This is a genomic window from Opitutus terrae PB90-1 (assembly GCF_000019965.1).
In the GTDB taxonomy this organism is placed as follows: Bacteria; Verrucomicrobiota; Verrucomicrobiia; order Opitutales; family Opitutaceae; genus Opitutus; species Opitutus terrae.
The window spans coordinates 4,219,107-4,244,258 of record NC_010571.1; the positions used below are offsets into that span (position 1 = coordinate 4,219,107).

Here is a 25,152-nt window from a genome sequence, read left to right on the forward strand (position 1 = left end):
GGAGCGGCGTTCGCATTTCGGCCCGGCGGGCGTGTCAGCCGAGGCGAGAACGGCGAAGGGATAAAGCAGGATCATCGGGGACGCGGTCGGCGTTGTTGTGCGCCAGGGGGGACCGTGGCCACGATCAGGACGGCTGCGTCCAAACCGAGCAAATAGGCATTGGAGGTAGCTTCGCCTATTCCCCCGGTAATAGGTAAACGCGCGTGGCGTGTCTGGCGCGTGCGGAAATGTGCCGGTCGGGGCGAATCCGCTTTACCCACCGCGCCGCGGCGGTTCACGTTCGGTCCAGCGCTGACAGGCGCATCAGATGCTTTCGCTGATCGGAAAGAAATCGGCTAGGGCGGGCCACAAACTCCTGGTGACGTGGTGCGCGGTTATTACCCGGGTTGCGCTCTGCGCGGCCATCGGCGGGACGGCCATGCTGATGCTGGGCGCAGTGGCGTCGGCCAAAGCGCCGGTCCGCGGCATGCCCTTCATCAGGTCCTATTCTCTTGGAGACATCGGGCCGGTGCCGCGCGGATCCCGCTTGGGCTTTGATCGGTTCGGTCGCGTCGCGGTCATCCACGACGCCGTCTACGCCGTGCTCAATGATACGGTCTGGCTGAACATCGCCGAGCGGGGCGGCAGGGACCGGATCTCGATGACGAACGTCGTCCAGGCTCCCGACGGTCGCACCTACTATGGGGCGCGGGGTTCCTGGGGCTATGTCGAGACCGGCGCCGACGGGCGACTGCATCCGGTGCCGCTCGCGCCCTCCAACCTGCCGGGTTGGGTGGCGACCGCGACATTCTCGGATCTGATCGTCACGGAACGAGGCGTCTATTTCGCGAGTTGGAACGGCGTGGTTTATTGGGATTTCCAACTCCAAAAGAACCTTTTCTTCGACGTGCCGCGGATTTCCCGGGTCTTCCGGGTCGGCGATCGGGTTTACATTTCGGCCTTCGACGCCCCGCTGCGTACCATCAATGCCCGGGCCGGAACGCTCGAGTTGGCGGAGAATACGGGGCTGGGCCGGAGCGTGGTCGAATTTGCCGTTTCGCTCGATCAGACCCGCAGTCTCGTCGCCTTCATCGACGGCCGGCTGGTCGTGTTCGACGGGAAGGAGGCCTCCCCCTGGCTCCCGTTGGGCGACAACACTATCACCGGGCACATCTCGGCGCTGCAGAAGCTGGTCGACGGACGTATTGCGACGAGCGTTACCGGCCAGGGCCTGCTGTTGTTTTCGACCGAAGGGGAGTTGCTGATGGCGCTGACCACCTCGCAGTATCACAACATCGCCGCGCTGGCCAATCGCGAGCCCGGGGTGCTGTGGGTCGAAACCGACGATTCCATCGAAAAGATCCTGTATGGCAGCCCGCTTTCGGCGTTTGGGCAGCGACTGGGCCTGCCGATCGCCTGGCCGATCGTGGTGGAGTGGAACGGCCAGATCTTTGTCGCTTCGGGTGGCAAATTATACCGGGCCGTCGCCGGGGAGGCCGGTGAACCGACGCGCTTCGAACCGGCGCCCCACCAGCCGCCGCGCGGCGCGTGGTCGCTGGCGGCGTGGGGGACGCAGATGCTGGTCGGCAACGGCTATGAATTGTTCGCCGTCGAGCCCGATGGCTCCTTGCGGCCGATCCCCTCCGTGCCGGATCTCGCGCATCTCGTCATGGTGGACGAGAGTCACTGTTACCTGATCGGCCGAGGCGAGATGGCGCTGCTGGAGTGGCGCGACGGCGCGTGGCGCGAATCTGCTCCGCGCATTCCCGGCGCGGCGAACCCGGCGATCGTGCATCGGGTGAAGGATTCGGTGTGGATTGAAATGGGTGGGGCGGGGGTGGCGCGACTGTGGCGCGAGCACGGCCGACTCCGGCTGGACGTGATTCCCAACGAATCGTGGACCAAGGGCTCGTGGGTGAATATCGGATCGGTGGACGACATCGTCGTCCTGAGCGCGTTGAAAGAAGAGCCGCACCGGTTCTTCGATCAAAAAACTGGCTCGTGGCGGGAGGTGCCGGAACTCCAGCAGTTGCTTAACCGCTCGCCCTACTGGATTGCGCGGCTGCAGAAAGATGAGAGTGGCGTCATTTGGGCCGCCCACAACGAGGGGCTGATCCGGTTTGCGCCGGGAACGAACGGCTATGCGATGGACGCGACCAGCTTCGACCTGGTGAGCGATCGCTACCCCGTGGTCCGCATCCTGCCGGGGAACGATGTCTGGGTGGTCGCGGCACGGTCGCTCTATCATATTGAACGGTCCTGGGCGTCGGTGCCGCCCAAGCCGCCGCAGCCCACCCTGGTGTCGATGGTCGATCTGCAGCAGAACGAAGAGCTGCTCGCCACCGGCCGCCCGGAGGGGGCGCTCGGGCGGCTGCCTTACGCCCGGAACAGCCTGAGCTTCCGGTTCTTCTCCGGCACGGACGCCTGGCGTCGGTCGCCAGTGTATGAATACCGACTCGACGAGCGGGAGCCCTGGACCGTGCTGGACGGATCGCTGCTCAGCTTCCGCCGGCTGCGGGAAGGCGTGTATGGTCTGCAGGTCCGGATTGCGGCGGCGCAGGCGGACGCCACGGTGCCGTCGACTTTCCAGTTCGAGATCCTGCCTCCGTGGCACCGCACTTGGCCGGCGTATGCGGCCTTCGGCTCGGCCGTGGCGCTCGCGTTGCTCGGAGTGATGCGCTGGTCCAGCTATCTGGAAAGACGGCGCAACCGCGCGTTGGAGGAGCTGGTGAAGAACCGCACGCATGAGCTCGAGGCCACGATGGCCAAGCTGGGCGAGGAGACCCGCAAGGCCGCCACGCTCGCCGAACGAGATCGGCTGGCGAACGAGATCCACGACAGCGTGCAGCAGGGCCTGACAGGCGCGATGCTGCAACTCGACACGACGCTCAAGCTTCCCGCGATGAGCGGCGACATGCGTTCCCGGCTGAACGTCGTCCGCAACATGGTGGCCTACGCGCGCCAGGAGGTGCAGCACGCCGTGTGGGACATGGAATCCCCGCTGCTCGAGGGCACCGATCTGGCCGACGCGTTGCGGAACCTGACCACGTTTGTGGATGCGGATGGGATGAAGATCGAGGTGGCGGTCAAAGGCACGACGGTGCCGTTGGATCGCGCGGTGAACCACAACCTGCTGCGCATCGCGCAGGAGGCGACCACCAACGCGTTTCGACACGCGCGCGCCCGCCGGATTTCGGTTCAGCTTGAGTTTCGAACGGACGCGGTGGCGTTGGGGATCGCTGACGACGGTGTCGGATTCCGGCCCGGGGAGGTGCTGCAGGACCGCACGGGCCACCTCGGGCTGCGGGGTATTCGCACGCGGGTGAAGCGACTGGGCGGCACGCTGGCGATCGAGAGCCAGCCGGGTCAGGGAACCGCGATGCAGATTGTGGTGCCGTTGGACGGACCGGCGGCGGAGGAGGCCAATTGAACCCATGAACGAAACGAGAAAGACCCGTGTACTGCTGGTCGACGACCACATGGCCATCCGGATGGGCCTGATGACGGCGATCAACGACGCCCTGGACATGGAGGTCGTCGCCGACGTGGAGGACGGCCAGGAGGCGATCGCGGCCTACCGCAAGTATCAGCCCGACGTCGTGGTCCTCGATCTGCGCATGCAGGGCATGAGCGGCGTGCAGACCCTGCACGCGCTGCGCGCGGAATTTGGCGCGGTGCGGGTGCTGGTCTACAGCAACTACGCCCGGGGCGAGGAGGTGTATCAGGCCATCAAGGCTGGCGCCGCCGGTTTCGTGGTCAAGGAGATGGCGCTCGATCGGCTGTTGGAAGCCATCCGCGTGGTGAATTCGGGCGGACAATACATTCCGGAGCAGGTGGCGGCGCGCATTGCCGAGCGGCTGCTGGCGGGGCTGTCGCCGCGCGAGATGGAGGTCCTGAAACTCCTGGCGAAGGGGCTGAGCAACAAGGAAATTGCCACGCAGTTGGGACTGGTGGTCGGGACCATCAAGATCTACGTGGCGAATATCTTCAACAAGCTCGGCGTGTCAGACCGGACGCAGGCGCTCGTGACCGCGGTGAAGCGCGGGATTATCGACATCGAGTGAACCGCGGACCGGAGCGGCCCGAGTCGCTACACGGTTGGCCCGGACCGGACGGCGCGGCGAAACGATCGGACCGGCACGCGCAGCCAGCGAACGCCGCGATTATTCCTTGGCCGGATGCTCCGGCTGGTATTCCGCCCCGAGCGCGGCGGCGAGCGTGGCGAGTTGGGGATCCGGGAACGCCAGCCCGTGGAGGCGCGCCAAGGTCCGGAGCCGGTAGGCCTGGAGCGGCGTCAGCTCGAGGAGATCCGATGGCGCGGCGGTGGCCAGGCAGGCTTCGACTTCGGTGCGCGCCAGCTCCCGCTGGCGGCCGAGCGCCAGCACGATGGCGCGTTGCACCCGCCGATCCCAGGAAAAGGGGGCGCGGCCAGCTCGGGCGTCGGCAACGAGCCGCGCGAGTTCGCGCTCGAACTCGGCTGGCTGCTTTAACTGGGCGTAGACGATGGCTCGGCCGATCGTCGCATTGGGATCGTCCGGGTAGGTTTCCGCCAGCACACGTGCAACCATTGCCGCCGGTTCGGAGCGGTCCATTTCGACAAAATACTCCGCCAGTCGACTCAACATCAGCGGCTCATCCTGGGGCGGAGTCACCTTGAAGACGGCCATGGTCTGCCCCACATACACCGGAGCGGAGGGAAGCCGGTAGGGCATCGGACGGAGATAGGACGGGTAGGTCCATCGTTTGAGCCGGTCATAGAGCGTGTCCCGGCCCTTCTCCGTCGGCACCTGCACGAAAAGCGGCAATACCTTGTCCCACGAGGGCAAAACCAGGTGAGTGAGCTCGTGGCCCTGCAGGACGGCTTCGGCTTCGGTCGATTCCAGCGAACTCAGGATGCGGCGGGCAGCCAGCTGACCGGGATACGATTCCCAAGCCGTGGACATGAGCGCGTGCCCGCCACCGTGAAACACGATCGCATCGGACAGCTCGGGCGGGGCCAGCACCGATACCTTCTGGCCGGGCGTGTGTGAGGCGAGCCAGTGGGCGAAATGCCGGTAGAGCAGCGCCTCAAGGTCGGCCGCCGTCGGCTCGGTCCGGGCACTCGGAGGCCTGAGAGTGACCGGCAGATGCTGGCCCCAGGCGACCAGAGCAATCAGCCAGGCGCCGATGACGCCGGCGGCAACGCGCCGGAACGACACCGACTCGCGAACGACGAGCGCGATGACCGGCACGGCCGCGAGCGAAGCGACGACACCCCAGCGCGCGCGAAAAAATGCGAGCACGAGCAGTCCGGCGAGCACGACCGCCGCGGGAGCGAACGAGCGTCGCATTCCCTGGCCACCGTGCGGGGAGCGGAGGAACACCAGCGTGAGCGCGGCGATTCCGCCGAGTGCCGGCGCTGAGAGCAACACCGCTTCCACCACGGACGATTGCCCGATCCAATCGAAAAGGGAGCCAAAGGCACTCGTCTCATCGAGCGAGGTTATCCGCCGCATCCACACGCTGGGATAAAACCATCCCTTGAAGTCATGCTTCGCCTGAAAATAGCCGAGCGTGCCCACGAGAACCACCGCGCCGAGCGCCTCGACGACGATGCGCCGTCGGTTTGGCGCCGTGCCGCGGAACTGTTGGACCGCGTCGCCGGCAATTCCCAGCCCGAGCCAGGCGAGCGCATACAACGGATGCACATACCTGAGCTCGCCAGCCGCCGGTGACCAGGGGGCTTGATCCACGAGCCAGGCGAGGAACGTCAGTCCGGCGCCGATCAGCGACCAGCGAAGAAACGGCAGATGGACAGCGGAGGTGAACGCGGCGACGCCGCCGGCCGCAGCGATGATCAGCACGGCGGGAAATCCGCATGCCGGGTCAAGCCACAACGCGAGGCTCACCACGACGGCGGATCGCACGCTCAGCGTCAGCGGGTTCCTTGGTTCGGCACCGACAGGCAGGGTGAGCGCCATCCCGTAACCGGCGAGGAGCAGAGCCCAGGTCCGAGCCGTGAGCACACCGGGCAAGAACTGGCCGGAGACGGAAGGCAGCAACACGAAAACCAACGCCGTCGCGGCGGCGCTCGCGCGCCCATACCTCCACGCCATGAAGGCCACGGCGACGGCAAACGCCAGCATGTGCGCGACGATCGGCTCCCACAGCGCGGCTTGTTCGACGGCGATCGGCAGCGGTGATCCGTTCACCACGTGGACGCCCCAAGCCACCGCGGCGAGCCACGTGGCATACAACTTCGGCAGCAGCTGCGGGCGTCCGCTGGGAACGGTGTCACCGTCGTAGGTGCGTGCGCCCAACGGTCCCGAAGCGATCAGTTCCTGCGTCGCCGCGATCCAGCGATAGGTTTCTCCCCGTTCGTATTTTCCCAGGAAATGTCGCTCACCGAGCACGTATCCAGTGGCAGAACCGGAGTCACGCGCCGGCGGAGGATTTCCTTGGGCCGACAGATCGGACACCCATCGGAGCTGCGCGAGATCCGCCCGGATCATCAATGCGAGCGCGCCGGCGATCGCCGCGATCCAGAGCAGCGTTGGCCAGCGAGGCCAGGATGCGATCTTCGAGACGTTCATCGGTCGTTGAGGTTGAAGCTGGCGCGGGAAACTCCGTTCATCGCTGCAGGATCCAGGGCCCTTGTTCCGGCGGGGAGGAATGGCGCGAACGATGCCCATCCGGCCAGGTGACGATCGCCTCGACGAGCGAATCACCTGGAGGAATCGCCGCAAAGAGGCCGGGAGCGGATTGGCTGAACCAACCTCCGCCGACGGTGATCTGATAGTGGGCCGGCGGCAGGTGTGCATACACGAGCTCCACGCGAGCGCCGACGGCGTCGGGATTGGCCTGGGATCCCTGGAGTCGCACGGTCAGCCACCGGGGCTGGACGGACTGGTTCGTCAGCAATTGCGTGGGGCCGCCATGCCGGGTGATGAACAGGTCCGGCCGGCCGCTGCCGTGCGCATCCAGCAGCACCAGAGCGCGGGCATTGCCAGGCACCACCACGCCGGAGCGCGCGGGCGCCAGGGCCTCGAGGCGACCGTCGCCTTTGCCCTTCAGGAAAATGCCGAGTCCGCCGTCGAAGCGCGGCACCGCCGCGTCCGAATTTTGCACCGCGCAGACATCCACAAGCCCGTCGCCATCCAAATCCGTGGCGACGATTCCCTGAATGGGGCCAAGCTGGGCGATTCGGGGCAACGGGCTGAACCGATACGTGCCGTCCGGCTGGCTAAGAAACGCACCGGAAGAAAAGTTGTCCGCGCGCCGGACTTCGGCGGCGGCCACGATCTGGTCTCCGAAAACCGCGGCCATCGTCGCCCGGGCGAAATCATCATTCTTCGGATACCGCCGCGGAATGAACGGCAGCCGGGCGGCGAGATCCGCCCGGGGGCGCAAGGGATAGAGTTCGTCGCCATCGTAGACGGCCTCGGCGATGAGCTTGGTGCCGTTCTGGGCAAAGTCCCCGTAGAACAGCGTGGCCGGGTGTTTCGCCGAAGCCTCGTAGGTCGTGTTCAGGCCCAGATTGCCGGCCACGAAATCCGGTCGTCCGTCGCCATTCAGGTCGGCGGTGACGATGCTGTTCCACCAGCCACGTCCGCCCGAGGCGAATCCCGCTTGCGCCGTCCGATCGGAGAAGTGGCCGCTCCCGTCGTTGTGAAAATAGCGCACGGTGTCCCATTCCAGCGCGAAGAGGAGATCCGGGCGGCCGTCCAGATCGACGTCGCAAAAGAGGGCGCTCTTGACCAGTCCGACCGCGCCGACACCGGCCGAGCCGCCGCTGATGTCCGTGAATCGCCCGCGGTCGTTGCGCAGCAGCACGCTTTGTGGTGTCTCCGGATAACGTCCGGGCACAGAGCGGCCGCCCAGGAACAGGTCCAGGTCTCCGTCTCCGTCAATGTCGGCCGCGGTCACGGCGCCGACGTTGAGCGAAAGCTCCGGGAGCCAGTCGGTCGGCGTGAAGTTGCCGGTGCCGTCGTTGGCGTAGATCACCGGACGAAAGGCATCGGGCCAGGCGACGGTGTTCGCGCTCGCCCGGGTGACGAGCAGATCGCGCGTGCCATTCTGATCGACATCGAGGAAGAGCGCCGGGCCCTCCTCGACGCCGCCCGCGGCCACGCCGCGTGCCGGTTCTTCGACCAACCGGTTCGCTGCGCGGCGAAGCACCCGGCCGGGGGAGCCCGGCGTGGCGGTGAGGTAAACGTCATCGTCGCCATCGCCGTCGAGATCCGAGACGACGACGCCCGGCCCGCGCCGGTCGGTGCGAAATGGAATGAACCACTGCTCCTTGTCGGGAATCGCCAGAGGGGACGCGTCGTTCAGCACCAGTCCGGCGGTCTCGGCCCCCGGCTGGAACAACGGCGGTGGCGACACCGCGCCAGCGGGTGCGACGGTGCCCGCTTCCGTGATCAAATAGGCGTAGCCGGCCTCCAGATGGTCGAACACCTGCGTGATCCCCGAGGGCCAGTCGATGCGCAGCTGATCGACCCTGGTGTCCGAGCCCAAGCCGAAATGCGCCACGAGCTCGCTACCCGAGGCGTATCCGCGGGCCACGGTCATCGCCCGGATCTGGGGCCCGGAACCAGTTTCGATCCGCACGATGGCGCCCACGCCGTCGCGATTGGACGTGGTGCCGCGCAGCCGGACCTGCAGCGCGTGCGGCCCGATGCTGTCGTTGCGGAAAACGCTCAGCCCGCCATCATAGTTCAAATACACGAGGTCAAGATCGCCGTCGCCATCGAAGTCTGCGGTGGCGGAGCCAAAGCTTACGCCCACCTCGCCGAGGCCCCATTCGTCGGTGACCGGCTCAAACCCTTCGCCGTGCCGGTTGCGGAAAGCGAGATTCGGTTCGTTCAACGGCGGCGCCTTTTTCATCACGCTGATCCGCTGCATGTCGGAAAGCGCGCGCATCATGCCCGCGAGCAGATCGGTGTTGTTGGCCTCGCGCACCATGCCGTTGGTCACGTGCAGGTCTGTCCAACCGTCGTTGTCGAAATCCTCGAAGCGTGGCGACCAGGTCCAATCGGTCGCCTCGACGCCGGCCCAACACGCCACTTCCGCGAAGTTGCCGCGCCCGGAATTCAGCAGCAGCGCGCTGCGCATGTATTGGGGCGCCGTGCGCTCGGTGGTCACGGTCTGGAGCACGTCGTTGCGGGAGGCGGCCAGCCCGCGCCGGTCCTTCTCCCGGCTCGTCGTCGCCATGTCGGCGATCAGCAGGTCGAAGTGTCCGTCATTGTTGATGTCCGCCGTATCCGCGCCCATCGAGGAGTAGGGCGTGTGCGGCACCACCGCGTCGAGGACATTGGTAAAGGTGCCGTCGCCGTTGTTGTGATAGAACAGGTCGGCCCCGGAAAAGTCGTTGCTGAGGTAGAGATCGGGCCAGCGGTCGCCATCGTAGTCGAGCCAGGTGGCCGCATGTCCGAAAGTCTTCGCCCCGACGCCGGCGGTGGCCGTGGTTTCCACGAAGAAGCCCTTTCCGGTGTTGCGAAACAGCCGATCGGGCCGGCCCAAGGGCTCGGTGCCTTCCAGCAGATTGGTGAGGATCATCACGTCGAGCCAGCCGTCGCGGTCGTAGTCGGCAAACGCGCCGACCACGCTGCCATCGACGATCGCCAGCCCGCGCAGCTCCGCTTCCTCGCTGAACGTGCCGTCGCCGTGGTTGATGTAGAGCAGATTGGGAGCGCCCAACCGACAGACGAAGAGATCCAGCCAGCCGTCGTTGTTCACGTCGGCAAACACCGCGCCCTGGTGCCAGGTGCTCTCGCGATCGGAGGAGAGGGCGCCCTTGAGCCAGTCCAGCGTGGACACCTGCTCGGCCACTCCGGCACGGTCGGTGACGTCCTCGAACTTCCACCCGCCCAGGTTGCGAAATAGACGGCCGGGCTGCGTCTTGGTGCTCACGTAGAGGTCGACCTTGCCGTCGCGATCGAAGTCGCCGACGGCCACGCCCGAGCCCATCGCCCCGCCCATGAACGGCCGGTAGCGACTGCCCCACATCCGCGGGTCGTTGTAGCGGTTGTCGACTGCCAGCCCGGTGAGCGTCGGGCTGAGCGGAGCGAACAGCGACTGGCCGCTGCGCTGCGAGGGCGACGCGAAGGGCGTGCGCGTGAGATCAGCCGATGCGGCTCCATCGGCCGCGCTCAGCAACAGCAGCACGGCGATGAGGCAAACGAATCGAGGTGAGGGCATGCGGGCGAAAGGCGTTTCCGGAGCCGGTGGGCGCAGGGCCGGTGACGGTACGGGCGAGGGGGCGAACGCGGCCGGGAAAACATAGGGGATCCACGGAAGCAGCAACCCGTCATTTGGTATAGGACCGCCTATTACTCGGGACAGTGGTTGCGTGCGTCGCTCTTGGGCGGAGGCCGCAAAACCGCACCTACGATTGTCGCAAACCGCCCGTAGACCCCTCCGCAGCGGCTTGTTAGTATCAATGAAACCAGGCCGCTCAGCAGCACGAGCGTCCGCGTGTCATATACCCAGGACACAAATACCCCATGATCATTTCGGCGCCGCACGCTCCGGCCGCTCGCGTTTTCCCACACCGGGAACTGCGCGGCGGTCTGGGCGTTACCCGGCGACAGAAAGCAACGACCTCAACACCGCACCCATGACAAAACGAAGAGCGATCTATCATCTCAGGGCCGCCGGCACATTGCTGGTGGCGGTCCTCGCCCCGGCGGGCGTCCTGGCGCAGACCACGACGACTCCGCCCGCCCCGCAAGACGAGGATGTCGTCCTCCTGTCCCCGTTCGAAGTCTCCGCCGAGCAACAAAGCAACGGCTACGCCACGGCGACGACCCTGGCCGGCAATCGCTTGAACACCGACCTGCGGGACCTCGGCACGGCTCTCTCCGTCTACAACGCCGAGTTCATGACGGATATCGGAGCCACGGATCAGCGGTCCCTGCTCCAGTATACGCTGGGGACGGAGGTCGGTGGCGTGCTGGGCAATTACTCGGGATCCGGCGGCGGCAACGCGCCGAATACCAACGCGAGCTTGAGCCCGCAGTCGACGAATCGTGTCCGGGGACTGGTGAACGCAGACAATACGCGCGATCTTTACCTGACCAGCATCCCGTGGGACGGCTACAACGTCGAGGCCGTGGACATCCAGCGCGGCCCGAACGCCATCCTCTTCGGCCAAGGCAGTGCGGGCGGCGTCATCAACACGCGCACGAAGCAGGCGAGTTTCCGGAATCTGGCTGAAGCCGCTGTGCGCGTCGACCAATACGGCAGTATCCGCGGCACGCTCGACATCAACCGCGTGCTCCTCCCGGAAGAGCTCTCGCTGCGCCTGGCACTCGTCCAGAACGAGGGCAAGTTTCAGCAGAAGCCCGCGTTTGAAAACTTCAACCGGCAGTTCGTCGCCTTCCGCTACGAGCCGAAGTTCCTGAAGAAGGCGGGGGCACGCACCATCATCAAGCTCGACGGCGAGCTCGGCTCCTCGACCAGCAACCGGCCGCGCAACATGCCGCCGCAGGATCGGATCACGCCGTGGTTCAGCATCGGCACGCCGGTCTACAACCTGGCCTGGTTAAACGAGGGCAACTGGCAGATCCCCGGTCGCGGCGCTGCCGTGCGTCAGGATTTCGCCACGCCGGCCAATCCGAATCCCAACTTCCAGCCGTTGCTCGGCGGTCAGGGTGCGGGCTATTCGGGCAATTACTTCGGCGGTTCGGTCTTCCAGTATAACGGCGACTCGTCGACGCCGCTGTTCGCGATGGCCCTGAATCCGGTCACCTACTTGGGCCTGGGCGCGAACGGCCAACGCGACGGCAATATCGCGGGCCTGGCGCCGTCCGGACCGCGCGGCATGCCGGGATATCGCGATTACGCCTTCGAAATGAAGCTGCCGTTCGCCTCGCTGGCCAAGAACAAGTTCATCACGGATACCAACGTGTTCGATTTCTACAACAACCTGCTCGATGGTGACATCAAGCGCGAGTGGTACGACTTCAACACCTTCGACGCGTCGATCAGCCAGACCTTCTTCAACGACCAGCTGGGTTTCGACATCGGTTACCACGACGAGACCTACAAGGATGGTGGCTATAATCCGGTGAGCGACACGATCTTCATCGACGTGCAGGCGCGCTGGACGGATGGCACGAACACGCCGGAGAATGGCTGGTACTACGACGGCACGCCGAACGTGGGCACGGGCCGGCCGTTTGTTTCCGTTGGCAACGGCGAGGGCCGCGGCCGCATGGACCGGGAAAGCACGCGGGCGACGGCGTTTGCTACGCATGACTTCGCCAAGTCGGCCGACAGCCACTGGCTGCTCCGCATCCTTGGCCAGCACACCGTGACCGGTATGGTGTCCCAGGACGACACCTTCCGCACGACCGAAAATTGGGTGAAGAGCACCTTCGTCGGCGACTACTACAACCATCCGCAGTTTGCCGAGATCAAGGACAACAACGGCCGGTTCTGGGCCGATTTCGTGCCGCAGATGAACGTCTACGTCGGGCCCCAGCTGACCGGCAAGAGCCTCGGGCAGGACTTGGGCATCCGTGGCCCGTCGGCCACACCGATCATTCCCAGCACGGTAAACCTGCGCTACTTCGACTCCACGTGGACGGCGACCGGAGTCAACCCGGCCGATCCTTGGTACAATCAAGTCACTGCCGGTCTGCCCCAAGGGCCTGCGCTCTCGACGCAATCGGAGAACCCGGCGAATTATCGTGGCTGGGGCACCCGGTCGGTGTCGCTGATGACGGATGCGGATCCCAACAACATTCCGGCGCTCATGTCGGAGCGGACGTGGGACTCGCGGTTCAACGATGCCACCGCGCTCGTCTGGCAGGGCAAGTTCTGGGATGATGCGATCGTCGCGACGGCGGGCATGCGTCGCGACAAGGTGGGTCAGACGTTCACCCGTTGGAATCGCGAGGAATCCACTGACGATCCCACGCAGATTCGCTCCACGGTGAGCGTGCTCGGCCCGGTCCAGGAGGATTCCCGGAGCTGGGGTGTGGTCGCCCATTTCGACCAGCTGCCTTGGGTGGGCCGGTGGATGAAACGACTGCCGGTCAGCATCAGCGCCACGTATAACAAGTCCGAAAACTTCCAGACGGGCACGATCTATCAGGACTACTTCGGCCAGGAGCTGCCACTGCCGTCCGGTGAAACCAAGGACATGGGCGTCATTCTGGCGACGCGCGATGGCAAATACGCCTTCAAGGTCAACAAGTTCGAGTCGGCGGTGAAGAACAACCCGTCGTCCGGGCTGCAGTTCTGGAACTACGGCAACAACGTGGGCATCTACGCCCAAGCCTATCACCAGATCAAATACAACTACGTGAACCGCAGCCAGCCGAACAGCCAACGCTATGGCGCCAACATCATCAGCGATCTGCCGGTGCCAGGACCGGCGGATCCGCAGACGAAGTGGAACTTCGACTACCAGCCGCTGAACGGCCAGACGCTGGAGCAGGCGCAACAGCTCGAAGTCGCGGTGATCAACGCGTGGGATCAGTGGCTCACGGAATTGGCTCCGCTCCCGCAGGTCATGGCGAAAGCCTGGAGCTTTGCGTGGGATGGCAGCGACTTCACGGAGACGGCGCTGGCCAACTTCCGCTACACGGAAGACCTGCTGGCCGAGGGCTACGAATTCGAGCTGCACGCCCAGGTGACCGACAACTGGCGGATGACGCTCAATGCGTCGCGGATCAAATCGTATCGTGACAATCTGGGCAACACGCCGGTGCCGGGCGGCGGGATGACGATGACCGACTATCTGGTCGATTTCGACCGCCGGCTGAACGAGACGGCCATGGGTGACCTCCGCATTTGGGGCCCGGGCGGCTCGGCGAACGCGCGCGACAACTGGAATGGATACGCCAACGGTGACCTGAAGGCCCGGCTGGCGGAACAGGGCACCGTCGTTCCCGAGAATCGCCTCTGGCACTTCAACCTGATCACGAACTACGACTTCACCGAGGGCCGTTTGAAGGGGTGGAGCGTCGGTGGCGCGGTCAGGTATCAGTCGGCCATGACCCTGGCCTACAAGCCCATCCAGCAGCCGAAGTACATCGAGTACGATCTTAGCGCGCCGTACCGGGACAAGGCGCTCACCGACTTCGATGTGTGGATCGGTTATCATCGGAAGCTCTTCCACGAGAAGATCGATTGGCACGCCCAGTTGAACATCGCCAACGTCGGCGTGGGCAACGAACTGCTCCCGGTCACCGTGCAGCCCGACGGCTCGCCGGCGGCCTATCGTATCCGACCCCCGCAGCAAATATTCCTGACGAACACCTTCAGGTTCTAGTACAGGGTGGCTGCTTCATGAGCCCTGCACGTAGGTGCAGGGCTCTTCCTTTTTGCCCGGTGACTAAACTGCACTTGCGAGGGACCGACCTGCGATTGGCCGCGTGCTGGATCGGGTTGATCGGCGCCCTCCTCGGCGGCTGTCGTCGCGAACGCGCCGATCGCGCGGTCTCGCCCGCGGAGGTGGGGCGCGCCGCGACCATGCGGCTGGAGTACACGCCGGTTCCCATCGGCGCGCCGGTCGCGGAGTTCGGCCGACCGATGGTGACGCATGTCAAGATCGTCGACTTGGACCGCGACGGCCTGTCCGACGTGCTCTACTGCGACGGACGCAAAAACACCGTTCGATGGATACGCCAGGCGCCGCGCGGCGTGTTCACCGAGCACCTGATCGGAGAAGCTCCCGGGCCCGCGCATGTCGATGTGGCCGACGTCAACGGCACGGGGCGGCTCGACGTGCTCGTGGCCAGCATGGGCCAGATCATGCCGACCAACGATCAGATCGGCGCCGTGATCGTATTCGAAAATCTCGACAATCAGCACTTTCGTCGCCGCGTGCTGCTCGAGCAGACGGCGCGCGTCACGGATCTCCGGGCGGCCAATCTGCAGGGGCACACCGATGGCCGGCTGGACCTCGTCGTCGGACAATTCGGCTATGCCCAGGGCGAGACCCGCTGGATGGAGAACCAGGGGAACTGGCAATTCCGCAGCGAGGTGGTGAACACGCTCTCCGGGTGCATTCACACACCGGTGGCGGATTTCGACGCGGATGGCCGGCCCGATTTCGTGGCGCTGATCTCGCAGGAGTGGGAGGAAATTCACTGGTTCCAGAATCTCGGCCACGGACAACTGCGGGACAATCTGGTCTGGGGTTCGACCAACGAAGACTATGGCAGCAGCGGGCTCGACGTGGCCGACGTCAACCGCGACGGGAAGCCGGATCTGATCTATACCAACGGGGACGGCTTTGACTACGCGGTGCAGGTGCCGCGCCCGTGGCATGGCATCCAGTGGCTCGAGAACCGCGGTAACGGACTGTTCAAGCTCCGTCGCGTGGGCAAGATGGCCGGGGCGTACAGCCCCTGCGCCGCGGACTTGAACGGCGATGGTTGCGTCGACCTGCTCTCGGTGAGCACGCTCGCGTACTGGTCCGATCCCAACGCCGTTTCGATGATGGCTTGGCTGAACGACGGCCGTGAAGGATTCACGCCGGTCGTCCTCGCGCATCGCCCGATCCAACTCGTCACCGCGGCTGTCGGCGACCTCGATGGCAACGGTGTTCCCGTCATCGTGACCGGCGGGTTCCACGCCTTGCCGCCGTTCGAGCACATGAGCAGCGTCACGTTGTGGCGGAAAAAGTGACGAGTCGCGCGAACAATAACCGCCCGGAGACGGCGACGGACGAGAGCCGACGTCGGAGGTTGCGGAGACGTCGCCGGGCGTGGCTGTCGGTCCTCCTGGCTGGCGCGCTGGCGGCGGCCGGCGCCGGTTGGGCGTGGCAGCGGAATGCCTGGGCTCGGGAAGTGCGCGCGGCGCTTCCCGCACGCCCCGATGTTCGGCACCATCCGGCGGTACTCGGCGAGCGGATCGCGGCCGCGGAAGCGCGGGCGAGGTCAGCACGCACACTGCTGCCAGCGGTGGAAGAGCTCGGGCGGCTGTACCATGCCAACGGCTACACGCCGGAGGCCGAGGCGTGCTGGCGGCTGCTCTGTGCGCGCCGACCGGATGAACCGCGCTGGTGGTACTACCGCGCGGTGCTCCGGTTGGCGGACAACGACTATGACGCGGCGACGACGCTGCTGCGGGAAACCCTGTCGCGTGCCCCCGACTATTCGCCCGCTTACCTGCAGCTGGCCAACCTGCAGCTCAAGACCGGCGAACTGGAAGGGGCGGAGCGCGACTACCAGCGTCGCCTGGCATTGGTGCCGCGAGACCCCTACGCCCGGCTCGGGCTGGTCCGGCTGGCGCTGCTCCGGCAGCGCACCGGCGAGGCCCGTGGTTTGCTGGAGGAACTGCTCAAAGACGCACCGAACTTTTCCACCGCGCACAGCCTCTATGCGGAGATTCTGGCCGGAGCCGGCGACGAAAAGCGGGCCAGCTGGCACCGGTGGCTCGGGGTGGAAACCATCCGTTACACCGAGCCGGAGGATTCCTGGCTGGAGGAGTTGGAGCCATGGTGCCACGACTACGACCGGCTCTGCGTGCTCGGCTCGGTTGAGTCGATGCGCGAACATCGTGACCGGGCGCGAGCGCTCTTCGAGCGGGCGATCCAGGTTAATCCCGCCGCGTTCGACGCCTATCAGCTCCTGAGTGCGTTGTACTTCAAACAGGAGCAGCCGGCGCAGGCGCGCGACCTGCTGGAACAGGCCCGCCCGCGGCTCGCGCCGGCGAATCCCACGGCGTGGTTCACGTACCTTTGCCGCGCCTACCGGCTGTTGGGCCAGCCGGCTGAAGCCGAGCGGGTGGCCCGGGAGGGGCTCGCGTTGAAGAGCGACAGCCCGGAGTTGCTCGAGGCGCTGGGCCTCGCGCTCGCCGACCTGGGCCGGCACACCGATGCGGTTCCGGCCTACGAAACGGCGCTCGGGCGCAATCCGAACGATGCCAGCATTAACTACAATCTCGCGGTTTCGCTCCTCGCGTTGCGCCGGTTGGACGACGTGCTGGCGGCGCTCGACCGTTCGCTCACCTTGCAGCCGGCCTTTCCCCCCACGCTGCTTCTGCGGGCGCGAATCGAAATGGCCGCCGCGCATTGGCCGGAAGCCGAGACGTACCTGCGGCCGCTGATCGAGTCGCACCCCGACGACGCCGAGGCGCGCCGGCTGTTTGCGGAGTGGCACCAACACATGGGCGCAGCGGCGGAGAAACGCGGCGAACCCGCGGAGGCCGAGCGGTATTATCAGAGCGGACTCGCGCTTGATCCGAACGCGGCTGAGCTCCACGTCAGGCTCGGCGCCTTTTACCTCGTGCACCGCCGCTTCGCCGACGCGATCCAGCCACTGGAGGCGCATCACCGGCTGCAGCCGGAGAGCGCGCCGGGCTGCCTGTTTCTCGGCCAGGCGTACGCGGCCACTGGACGCCGCGACGAGGCACGCGAAGTCCTGAAGCAGGGGGAGGAACTGGCGGGCCGTGCGGGCAACGCCCGCACCGCGCGGGCGTGCCGGGAACTCCTGGAACGGCTGTGAGGCAACGCGAATGGACCGGAATTTGGATACAGCGGCCGGCGGACGGCCGCATCGCGGGCAGCAGCCGGAGCCTATTTCCCGGGAAATACCGATGGCTATGTCCTTTGCTTGATTGCCCCAACCGGATTTTCCCCGCGCACTGAATCGCCCCAATACTCCCGATGTTCACGTCGCTTACCCGCGTCTTCAGCACTCTTGTGTTCGTCGGTATGGCCACGGCGTTTGCCTGGCAGTCCGACAATGGCGACGGCACGTTTACCAACCCGCCGCTCTACGCGGACTACCCCGATCCCGATATCATCCGGGTGGGGGAAGATTTCTATTTCGTCACGACGACGTTCGTAAACACCCCCGGGCTCAGAATCCTTCATTCCCAGGACCTGGTGAATTGGGAAATCGTCGCCCACGTGGTCCCGCGGCTCGACGGACGCGAGCAGTACGACCTGACGAACGGGACCGCGTACCGCAATGGCGTGTTCGCTCCCAGCCTGCGATATCACAACGGCACGTTCTACCTCGCGGTGACACCGAACGGACAGAAAACCCGGATCTATCACGCGTCTGATGTGCGCGGTCCGTGGGAAGTGAACGAACTTGATCGCGCAGCCTTCGATCCTGCGCTCTTCATCGAATCCGACGGCACGGGCTACATCGTGACTTCGGGCGGCTGGGACGGCACGGGCACGTTGCTGACGCTGGATCCGACGTTTTCGCGCGTCGTCGCAGAGCAGCAGACCTTTTATATTCGCGGCGCCGAGGGTTCAAAGATCGTGAGACGCGGCGACTGGTATTACCTCTTCAACTCGATTCCATCCCGTCTTGGCCAGACAGTGTCGCGTTCGAAGAGCCTCTCCGGCCCGTGGGAAACCAGGAACCAACTCGACGATACGAAGGGCGGACATCAGGGCGCGATCGTCGATCTGCCGGACGGCCGATGGTTTGGCTTCATCATGCGCGACTCCGGCTCGATCGGACGGATGACGAACCTCAGCCCGATCTACTGGCAGGACGACTGGCCCGTCTGGGGTTCGCCGACTGGCCCGGATCAGGTCCCGGCAGTCGCCGAAAAGCCGGTGCAGGGCCAGCCGGTGCGGCAGCCCGCCACGAGCGACGAGTTCGACTCCGCGGAGCTTGGCCTCCAGTGGGCGTGGAATCACAACCCCGACAATTCCCGCTGGTCATTGTCCGAGCGGCCCGGCTTCCTGCGGCTGAAGCCAACCCAGGCAACGGAATTCTGGACAGCGCGAAACACGCTGACGCAGAAAGGGCAGGGGCCCTGGAGCAGGGGAGAAGTCAAACTGGATCTCTCGCAACTCAAGTCTGGCGTCGTGTGCGGTTTCGGAACGCTGGGCAAGATCAACGGACACATCAGCGTGAGTCGCGGCGAGGACGGCGGCGTGTATCTCAGTTCGCAAGTCTACAATGACGGTGTCGGTAACGAGACGCGCGTCGCGCGTCAGCCGGTGGAGGCGACGGAGATTTTCCTGCGCGCGGAGCTGGACTTCCAACGCGACCGGGCCGTGTGCTCCTACAGTCTCGACGGCGCCAGCTGGACCGCGCTCGGCGGCGAGTTCCCGCTCGCCTACGACTGGCGGACAGGAACCTTTCAAGGCGCGCAATTCGCGATCTTCTGCTACAGCCCGCAGGCGAGCGACGGCTTCGTCGACGTCGACTGGTTTCGATTCACCGACACGCCGGCGCGCGCGGCAGAGTCGACGGCGGCGAGCATCGCCGCGCTGGCGCCTTTCGCCTGGACCTCCACCGGCCCGTTGATTTCGCCGGTTTCCGACACCACGCATTCGATCGTCGCCGTGAAGGATCCCACGATCGTGTACGGCAACGGCAAGTGGCACGTGTATGCCACGACGGCGGACACCAGAGGCAACTGGAGCATGGCGTATTTCAACTTCCGCACGTGGGCCGAAGCGGCGAATGCGAAACCTTACTACATCGATCAGAACCCGAACCTTCGCGGCTATCACTGTGCGCCCCAGGTCTTCTATTTTCGTCCGCACAAAAAGTGGTATCTCATCTACCAGTCTCAGCACCCGACCTATTCGACGGCCGACGACCTGGAGAAGCCCGAAACCTGGACGGCGCCGCAGCCGTTCTTCAACGGCACCCCGAAATCCGTCGTCCAGGGCTGGATCGATTACTGGATCATTTGCGACGAAACCCACGCCTACCTCTTCTTCTCTGACGATTGGGGGCGGTTCTACCGCAGTCGCACCAAGCTCGAGGATTTCCCGCGCGGGTTCGACGAACCGGTGGTCATCATGCAGGACGCGAATCGGTTCAACCTCTTCGAGGCCTCCTGCATTTACCGCGTCAAGGGGACCAACGAATATCTCTGTTTTATCGAGGCACTGGGTGGACCCAGCGGCAAACGCTACTTCCGCGGCTTCACCTCGAACCGATTGGATGGCGAATGGAAGCCGCTGGCGCAGGCCAACTCTTGGGAGACGCCGTTTGCTGGCCCGGTGAACGTCAATGCGGCCGACGGGGGCGCGCTCTGGTCAGTCGACATCAGCCACGGCGAGCTGCTGCGCGACGGCAATGACGAGACGATGACGATCGATCCTGACCATCTTTATTTCCTTTACCAGGGGCGCGGGGACGCCCCGGCCGGAACCGAGTATTCGCAGCTGCCGTATCGGCTGGGGCTCCTGCAATCCACCCGGGCGAAACACTCGCCCGACACGCCGCCCAGCCAGGTGCTGAATGTCACGCGGCCGCAGGGCGCGATCGTACCGGTGGGTGGGAGCGTGACGTTTTCGGTGACGGCGGAGAGTGCGGACGCGGCGACCTTCACCTATCAATGGCGGCGCAACGGCGCCGACCTGCAGGGCGCGACCAGCCCAGCGGTCACGATCGAGAACGTCCAGCCGGAGAACGCCGGCTACTACACCGTCCTGGTGTCGCGTGGCAGCGCTTCCGTCCTCAGCGAGCCGGCGGTGCTTGAGCTGTCCTCGTCAGCCAAGGTTGCCGGCGGCGCATCCGAAGTTGACGCCGACGTTCACCATCAAAACGGCAATGTGTACGATCAGGTGCTGCTCAACGGTGCGTCGGCCGCGGCCATCGCCGATCCCGGGCAGATCCTCCGCATGTCCTACGTCGATCTCGATGACGACATCGTGCAGGTGGAGTTCTCGGGGGCAGGCACCGTGTCGCTCGTGCTCGACGGCTATTCGGCTTCCGCGCCTCCGGCCAAGTACAACCAGTCCGTCAGCTATGTGAAAGGCAACGCGGGCATCGTGATCACCGGCGCCGATGATTCGTCGAACCTTTCCATCTTCAGCGTCGGTCGGATCACCGCGGTGAATCAGGCGCTCTTTCGCGACGAGGTCAGCTACGACGGCTTCGCTGATCTGGCGTATGTGGCGATCGCCAGCGCGAACGGACGGTTCGGCGGATTGCGCGCGGCGAATGCCGGGTTTCGCGCCACGGCCGGCCTGACCGGCGTCTATGCGCCCGGGGTCGAGTTCGCCGGACCCGTGTTTGTGAACGACATCACTGCGTTCGACGCGGCCACGCCGGTGTTGCTCCTTGGCGCGGCCACGGACGTGCGGATTACCGGGGGAGCACTGGCTCAGGACAACGGCCGCGCCGTGGCCGTTAGCGGTTTCGACCGGCTGCAGTTCACCAACGGCAGTAACTCGCACGGAGCGATCGCCGCCGCGCAACCCTGTGGGGCACGTTTGGAACGCTACGGCCTCGATGTCACCGCTCGTCTGGTCTCGCAACAGTAGCGGTGCGGTGCGACCAATTCCGCCCAGCTAACCGAGCGGGCCGGCGTGCTCGATGAGCATGACTGCGCAGCGCATTGAGAAGCCCTGTCAATAGCCCGCTTATCCCGAGCCCATAGACGCACAATGATGATTATGTTAATAATACACAGCGGCCGGTGATCTGCTATTTCGTGTCGGTTCTGACCTAGAGTTAATCAAGGCGCGGCATCATCGCCCGCCGCTGAGGTCTTCCGAACGGCTCGTGCTACCGCGTCGCAAACGCGGCGTTTAGGAGGGCCGGCTCGGCATCCCCTCCGCAGTCCACCGCCGCTTTGTCCGCGCGGCTTCCCACTTGGAGCTTCGACATGCGATTTCACGACAAGATTTTCGAAATCTTCGCGCGGCTGCATGGCGAAGCTGAGTTCCCGGGCACCGGCGTGGGACTAGCAATCGTGAAAAAAAGCCATGGAGCGGATGGGCGGCGCGGTCCGCGCTGAGAGTTCGCTCGGAAACGGTTCAACGTTCTACCTGCATTTGCCCAATGAGTCGTCGCAGGACCTGCCCGGCTAGTCGGTCGAGTAGAAAGCTGGGCCAGTCCTGAAGATGAGGCTCACTGGCCGCGTACCCAACGAATGCGTTCGGCAGCCGAAGCTGCGCGAAGCGCACAAGAGGTGTTCCTAGAAAGAAGGAGCCCATCGGCCCAGCGCGGTGGCTGGGCTCAGCGGATTCGCCTGCCGGCGAATTCCGCCACGACTCAGCCGGCTTGCTGCAGCGCCGCCGGCGGCTCGGCGATCGCGCCCACTCCGGCCGCGGCCTTATTCTCTTCCACCCACCGGACGCAGAACTGCACCAGCTGCGTGGCATTGGCCAGGTTCAGCTTCCGTTTGATATGCACGCGGTGCGTCTCGACGGTCTTGATGCTGAGGAAAAGTTTCGCCGCGATTTCGCGCGTCGGCAGGCCCTCGCCAATCAGGTTGACGATCTCGAGCTCGCGATCGCTGAGACTGCTCACCGGCGAATCGGCCGCACCGTCCTCGGTGCCATCGACAAACCGGTTCAGCATCTGCGTCGCCACCCGTTCACTGACGAATAGCTGGCCATTGCGCGCCCGTCGAATCGCATCCAATACCCGGGTCGTCACGTCCTGCTTCATCACGTACGCGCGCGCGCCCGCCTTGAGCACCCGCAACGCGTAGATCGATTCGTCGTACATCGAGACGACGACGACATCGATGCCGGGATCGAAGGCCTTGACGTTTTTGATCAATTCGATGCCCGAGTTGCCGCGCAGCGAAATGTCCGCGATCACCAGGTCGGGCCGCAGCTTCATGATCTCGGCGGTCGCGGTCGCGGAGTCCGCCGCTTCACCGATGACCTCCATGTCCGGTTCACCGTTGATCATCGCCCGCAGGCCCATCCGCATCAACGGATGGTCATCCACAACATAGATACGAGTCTTCGTGGTGGCGGGAGGTTGTCCGACAGGTCCGTTCGAATAAACGCGAACGACCGAGGGGGATTTGACGCTCTTGGCGTTGGAAGTGGATGCGACTTTCACGAGTTGGAAGGAGCGGCGCATGGACCCCGGCAAGCGGCGTTGGTTCGCGACAAACCAGCGAAGTTGCCGGATTTCCCAGGGATCGGATTCCACTACTGCGATTTCGGTTGTTTTTTGGGAGCGGCGCACTTGCTTTCCCGCCGCTCGTTTCCTCGAAAACAGGTGAACTGTCTCACCCGTTGCGCGCGGTTCCGGCGCTCGGCGGCTGTTCCTCTGGCGACGGGCCGCGACGTGCTGCCACGCGGCGGCGGCCGCCAAAGGTGGATCTCTACGAAAATGCCGCGGCATTTTTTCAGAGCAGCCGGCCAGGACGCCCTGTCGCACTGGCGCGTCCAGGGTTCAGGAACCGGCTTCGATCCCGAGTCCGATCGGCTGCTCGCACCAGTCAACGCCCTCGGAATCGGTCTCTGACGACGTGTTCAGGCCGTCCGAAATCCCAATTTTTCGACGAGGTTCGGGCAGGAGGCAGGGCGCACGGTCCCCGGCGAGCCGCGGGTTGGCGAGGATGCCTCGCCCTACCCGCCCGTCAGTTCGGACCGCCTCTAGTCTAGTAGGCTGAGCGTGGCGGCTTGAATACCTGCCGTACGGTCTCCACCAAGATCTGCAGGTCCAACAGCAACGACCAGCGGCGGATGTACATCATGTCGTAGCCAATTCGTTTGTGGAGCAACGACACCTCCGAAATTTCGCCGCGGAATCCCTTGCTCTGCGCCAGCCCCGTGATGCCCGGCTTCACGAAATGCCGGGTGTAGTAAGAGTTCACGATCTTGGCGAACTGCTCATCATGCTCGATCAGGTGGGGCCGCGGGCCGCTCACGCTCATATCACCCCACAACACATTGAGAAACTGCGGGATTTCATCGAGGCTCGAACGGCGCAAAAAGCGTCCGAACCGATAGACGCGGGAGTCTTCCCGCTGCGCCTGCTTCGCCATGCTTTGCGCCGTACCCTGCACGTGCATGGTGCGGAACTTGAAGATCAGAAATTTGCGGCGGTTGAGGCCGGAGCGATACTGCCGATGAAAGACGGGGCCCGGCGACTGCAGCCGCTGCATCAAGGCCACCATCGCGACCAACGGCGGCAGCACGAACAGCACGACCGGGAGCGACACCACGATGTCGAGCGTGCGCTTGATCGCGCGATTGGCGGGGTTTTCCAGCGGTTCCGCCGCCAGCATGACGAACGTGTAGTCCCCCTCGTGCTCGATGCTCACCGGCAGGCTGCCAAAGTAGCGCCGGCTGTTCGTGTAGAAGCGCACGCGGCAGCCCGCATCCTCCACGCAGCGCGCGATCTCGTGCGCCTGGCGCGGCTCATACGCCGATTGCGAGACGACCACCTGGCTGACATCGTGCTCGATCACCACCCGGCGCAGCTCGCTCAGCGGGCCCAACAGCGGGAGCGTCGTGGTCGTCGGATGGCCGGACCCCACCCAGCCGATGACCTGGATGCCGAGGTGTTCGCGCGATTTGATCCACTCGGCGAGATCCTCGATGTCCGCGTCCGGCGCGACGAGCACCGTGCGCATGACCGCGCCATGAAAGAACCAGCGCACGATCAGCCGCGGAAAAATCCGGTTCGCCAGCACGAGCGTGGGCGCCATCAACACGACGTATCCGCACAAAAAGACGCGGGAGACGCCGACGTCTTTGGTCGCAAACGCGATGGTAAACAGCACTGCGACGATGCACGTCAACTGATGGCGCGCGATCCGCGTTGCTTCCCACCAGCCGAGATTGCCGAGCCGGGCCTGGCACCCTTTCAGTCCTCGCGCTATCCAGAGCGTGGCGGCGAGGACGCCGAGCAGATAAGTGGATATCCGGGCGGGCTCGGCAAATTTGATCCAGCCGGTCCAAGAGACCAGCGCAGACCAGAAGACGTAGAGTCCAGCCGCGGTCAATACGATGGCGCATCCGTGTAAACAACGGAGTCCTTCCTGTCGGTGCTTCAGCATGTATCGGTGTGTGGGTTGAAAGGCTGCGCGCCCTTCGACCCGGGAGAGTATCACCGGTCTCGAATTTTGGCTCCCGGGCTACCCCGGGTCTCCCCCTCCGTGCACTTCGGATGCAAGCCATAGGGCAATCCCTGAAGTGCAGTTTCTGCCGGAGAACACCCTTGTCATTGCGCGCATGGCTTCGAGCGTACTCAAAACGGCAATCCGGCCGCCGAAGATATCATGTCTTTGAGTACAGACGACACGCCTGAACCACCGCGCCGGTCCGCCGACGAGCCCCCGGCGCCCCCGGCGGTCGGGTCGGGGGCTTCTGTCGCGACGCCCGCCTCTTCCGGCCTCACGGCGGGCCTGCTCCCGCCCCCCTCGCTCCCGCCCCGCTCCTATCTCACCCGGCTCCGCGCCGTTGCGCCGACGAGCCTTAGCCCCACCCATAGGACTCGGCTGCGCGGCAGCTGGGTTGTTTCCAAATCGTTGCTGGGTGCCGCAGAACCT

At 64.9% G+C, this 25,152-nt stretch carries 10 protein-coding genes; 6 read left to right on the plus strand and 4 right to left on the minus strand.

Translation table 11 applies throughout. From position 1 onward, the window contains the following. The first annotated feature begins 307 nt into the window (after nucleotides 1-307). Together OTER_RS24320 and OTER_RS16350 are read left to right on the plus strand one after the other, a co-directional pair. Nucleotides 308-3,409 (plus strand): sensor histidine kinase, encoded by a 3,102-nt coding sequence (locus tag OTER_RS24320; protein ID WP_012376039.1) that lies wholly within the window; start codon nucleotides 308-310, stop codon nucleotides 3,407-3,409. Between the two features lie 4 nt (nucleotides 3,410-3,413). After that, nucleotides 3,414-4,043 carry a response regulator gene (locus OTER_RS16350; RefSeq protein ID WP_012376040.1) on the plus strand — a complete coding sequence of 210 codons (630 nt, stop codon included), beginning with the start codon at nucleotides 3,414-3,416 and terminating at the stop codon, nucleotides 4,041-4,043. A gap of 99 nt (nucleotides 4,044-4,142) precedes the next feature. Here OTER_RS16350 and OTER_RS16355 read toward each other — a convergent pair whose 3' ends face one another. Together OTER_RS16355 and OTER_RS16360 are read right to left on the minus strand one after the other, a co-directional pair. Further along, a complete protein-coding gene (locus tag OTER_RS16355; RefSeq protein WP_012376041.1) occupies nucleotides 4,143-6,551 on the minus strand; it encodes a hypothetical protein in 2,409 nt (802 codons plus the stop codon). Nucleotides 6,552-6,588: 37 nt separating this feature from the next. Continuing rightward, complete coding sequence (locus tag OTER_RS16360) at nucleotides 6,589-10,158, minus strand: CRTAC1 family protein (protein ID WP_012376042.1); 3,570 nt, start codon at nucleotides 10,156-10,158, stop codon at nucleotides 6,589-6,591. A 418-nt stretch (nucleotides 10,159-10,576) separates the two neighbouring features. On the opposite strand from OTER_RS16360, the gene OTER_RS16365 reads away from it, so the two are divergent. The 4 genes from OTER_RS16365 to OTER_RS26505 all read left to right on the plus strand — a co-directional run bounded on the left by OTER_RS16365 (nucleotide 10,577) and on the right by OTER_RS26505 (nucleotide 21,172). Continuing rightward, on the plus strand, nucleotides 10,577-14,242 hold the full coding sequence (locus OTER_RS16365) for a TonB-dependent receptor plug domain-containing protein (RefSeq protein ID WP_012376043.1): 3,666 nt from the start codon (nucleotides 10,577-10,579) through the stop codon (nucleotides 14,240-14,242). A gap of 59 nt (nucleotides 14,243-14,301) precedes the next feature. Then, nucleotides 14,302-15,603, plus strand: coding sequence for an FG-GAP repeat domain-containing protein (locus tag OTER_RS16370; protein ID WP_012376044.1), 1,302 nt, complete (start codon nucleotides 14,302-14,304; stop codon nucleotides 15,601-15,603). A gap of 161 nt (nucleotides 15,604-15,764) precedes the next feature. Beyond that, on the plus strand, nucleotides 15,765-17,423 hold the full coding sequence (locus tag OTER_RS16375; protein WP_044891824.1) for a tetratricopeptide repeat protein: 1,659 nt from the start codon (nucleotides 15,765-15,767) through the stop codon (nucleotides 17,421-17,423). A 161-nt stretch (nucleotides 17,424-17,584) separates the two neighbouring features. After that, nucleotides 17,585-21,172, plus strand: a complete 3,588-nt coding sequence (locus OTER_RS26505; RefSeq protein ID WP_012376046.1) for a non-reducing end alpha-L-arabinofuranosidase family hydrolase — start codon at nucleotides 17,585-17,587, stop codon at nucleotides 21,170-21,172. A 733-nt stretch (nucleotides 21,173-21,905) separates the two neighbouring features. Here OTER_RS26505 and OTER_RS16390 read toward each other — a convergent pair. Together OTER_RS16390 and OTER_RS24325 are read right to left on the minus strand one after the other, a co-directional pair. Beyond that, nucleotides 21,906-22,709 carry a response regulator gene (locus OTER_RS16390; RefSeq protein ID WP_237702376.1) on the minus strand — a complete coding sequence of 268 codons (804 nt, stop codon included), beginning with the start codon at nucleotides 22,707-22,709 and terminating at the stop codon, nucleotides 21,906-21,908. 547 nt (nucleotides 22,710-23,256) lie between these two features. After that, nucleotides 23,257-24,660 carry an exopolysaccharide biosynthesis polyprenyl glycosylphosphotransferase gene (locus OTER_RS24325; protein WP_012376048.1) on the minus strand — a complete coding sequence of 468 codons (1,404 nt, stop codon included), beginning with the start codon at nucleotides 24,658-24,660 and terminating at the stop codon, nucleotides 23,257-23,259. Nucleotides 24,661-25,152: the final 492 nt, after the last annotated feature.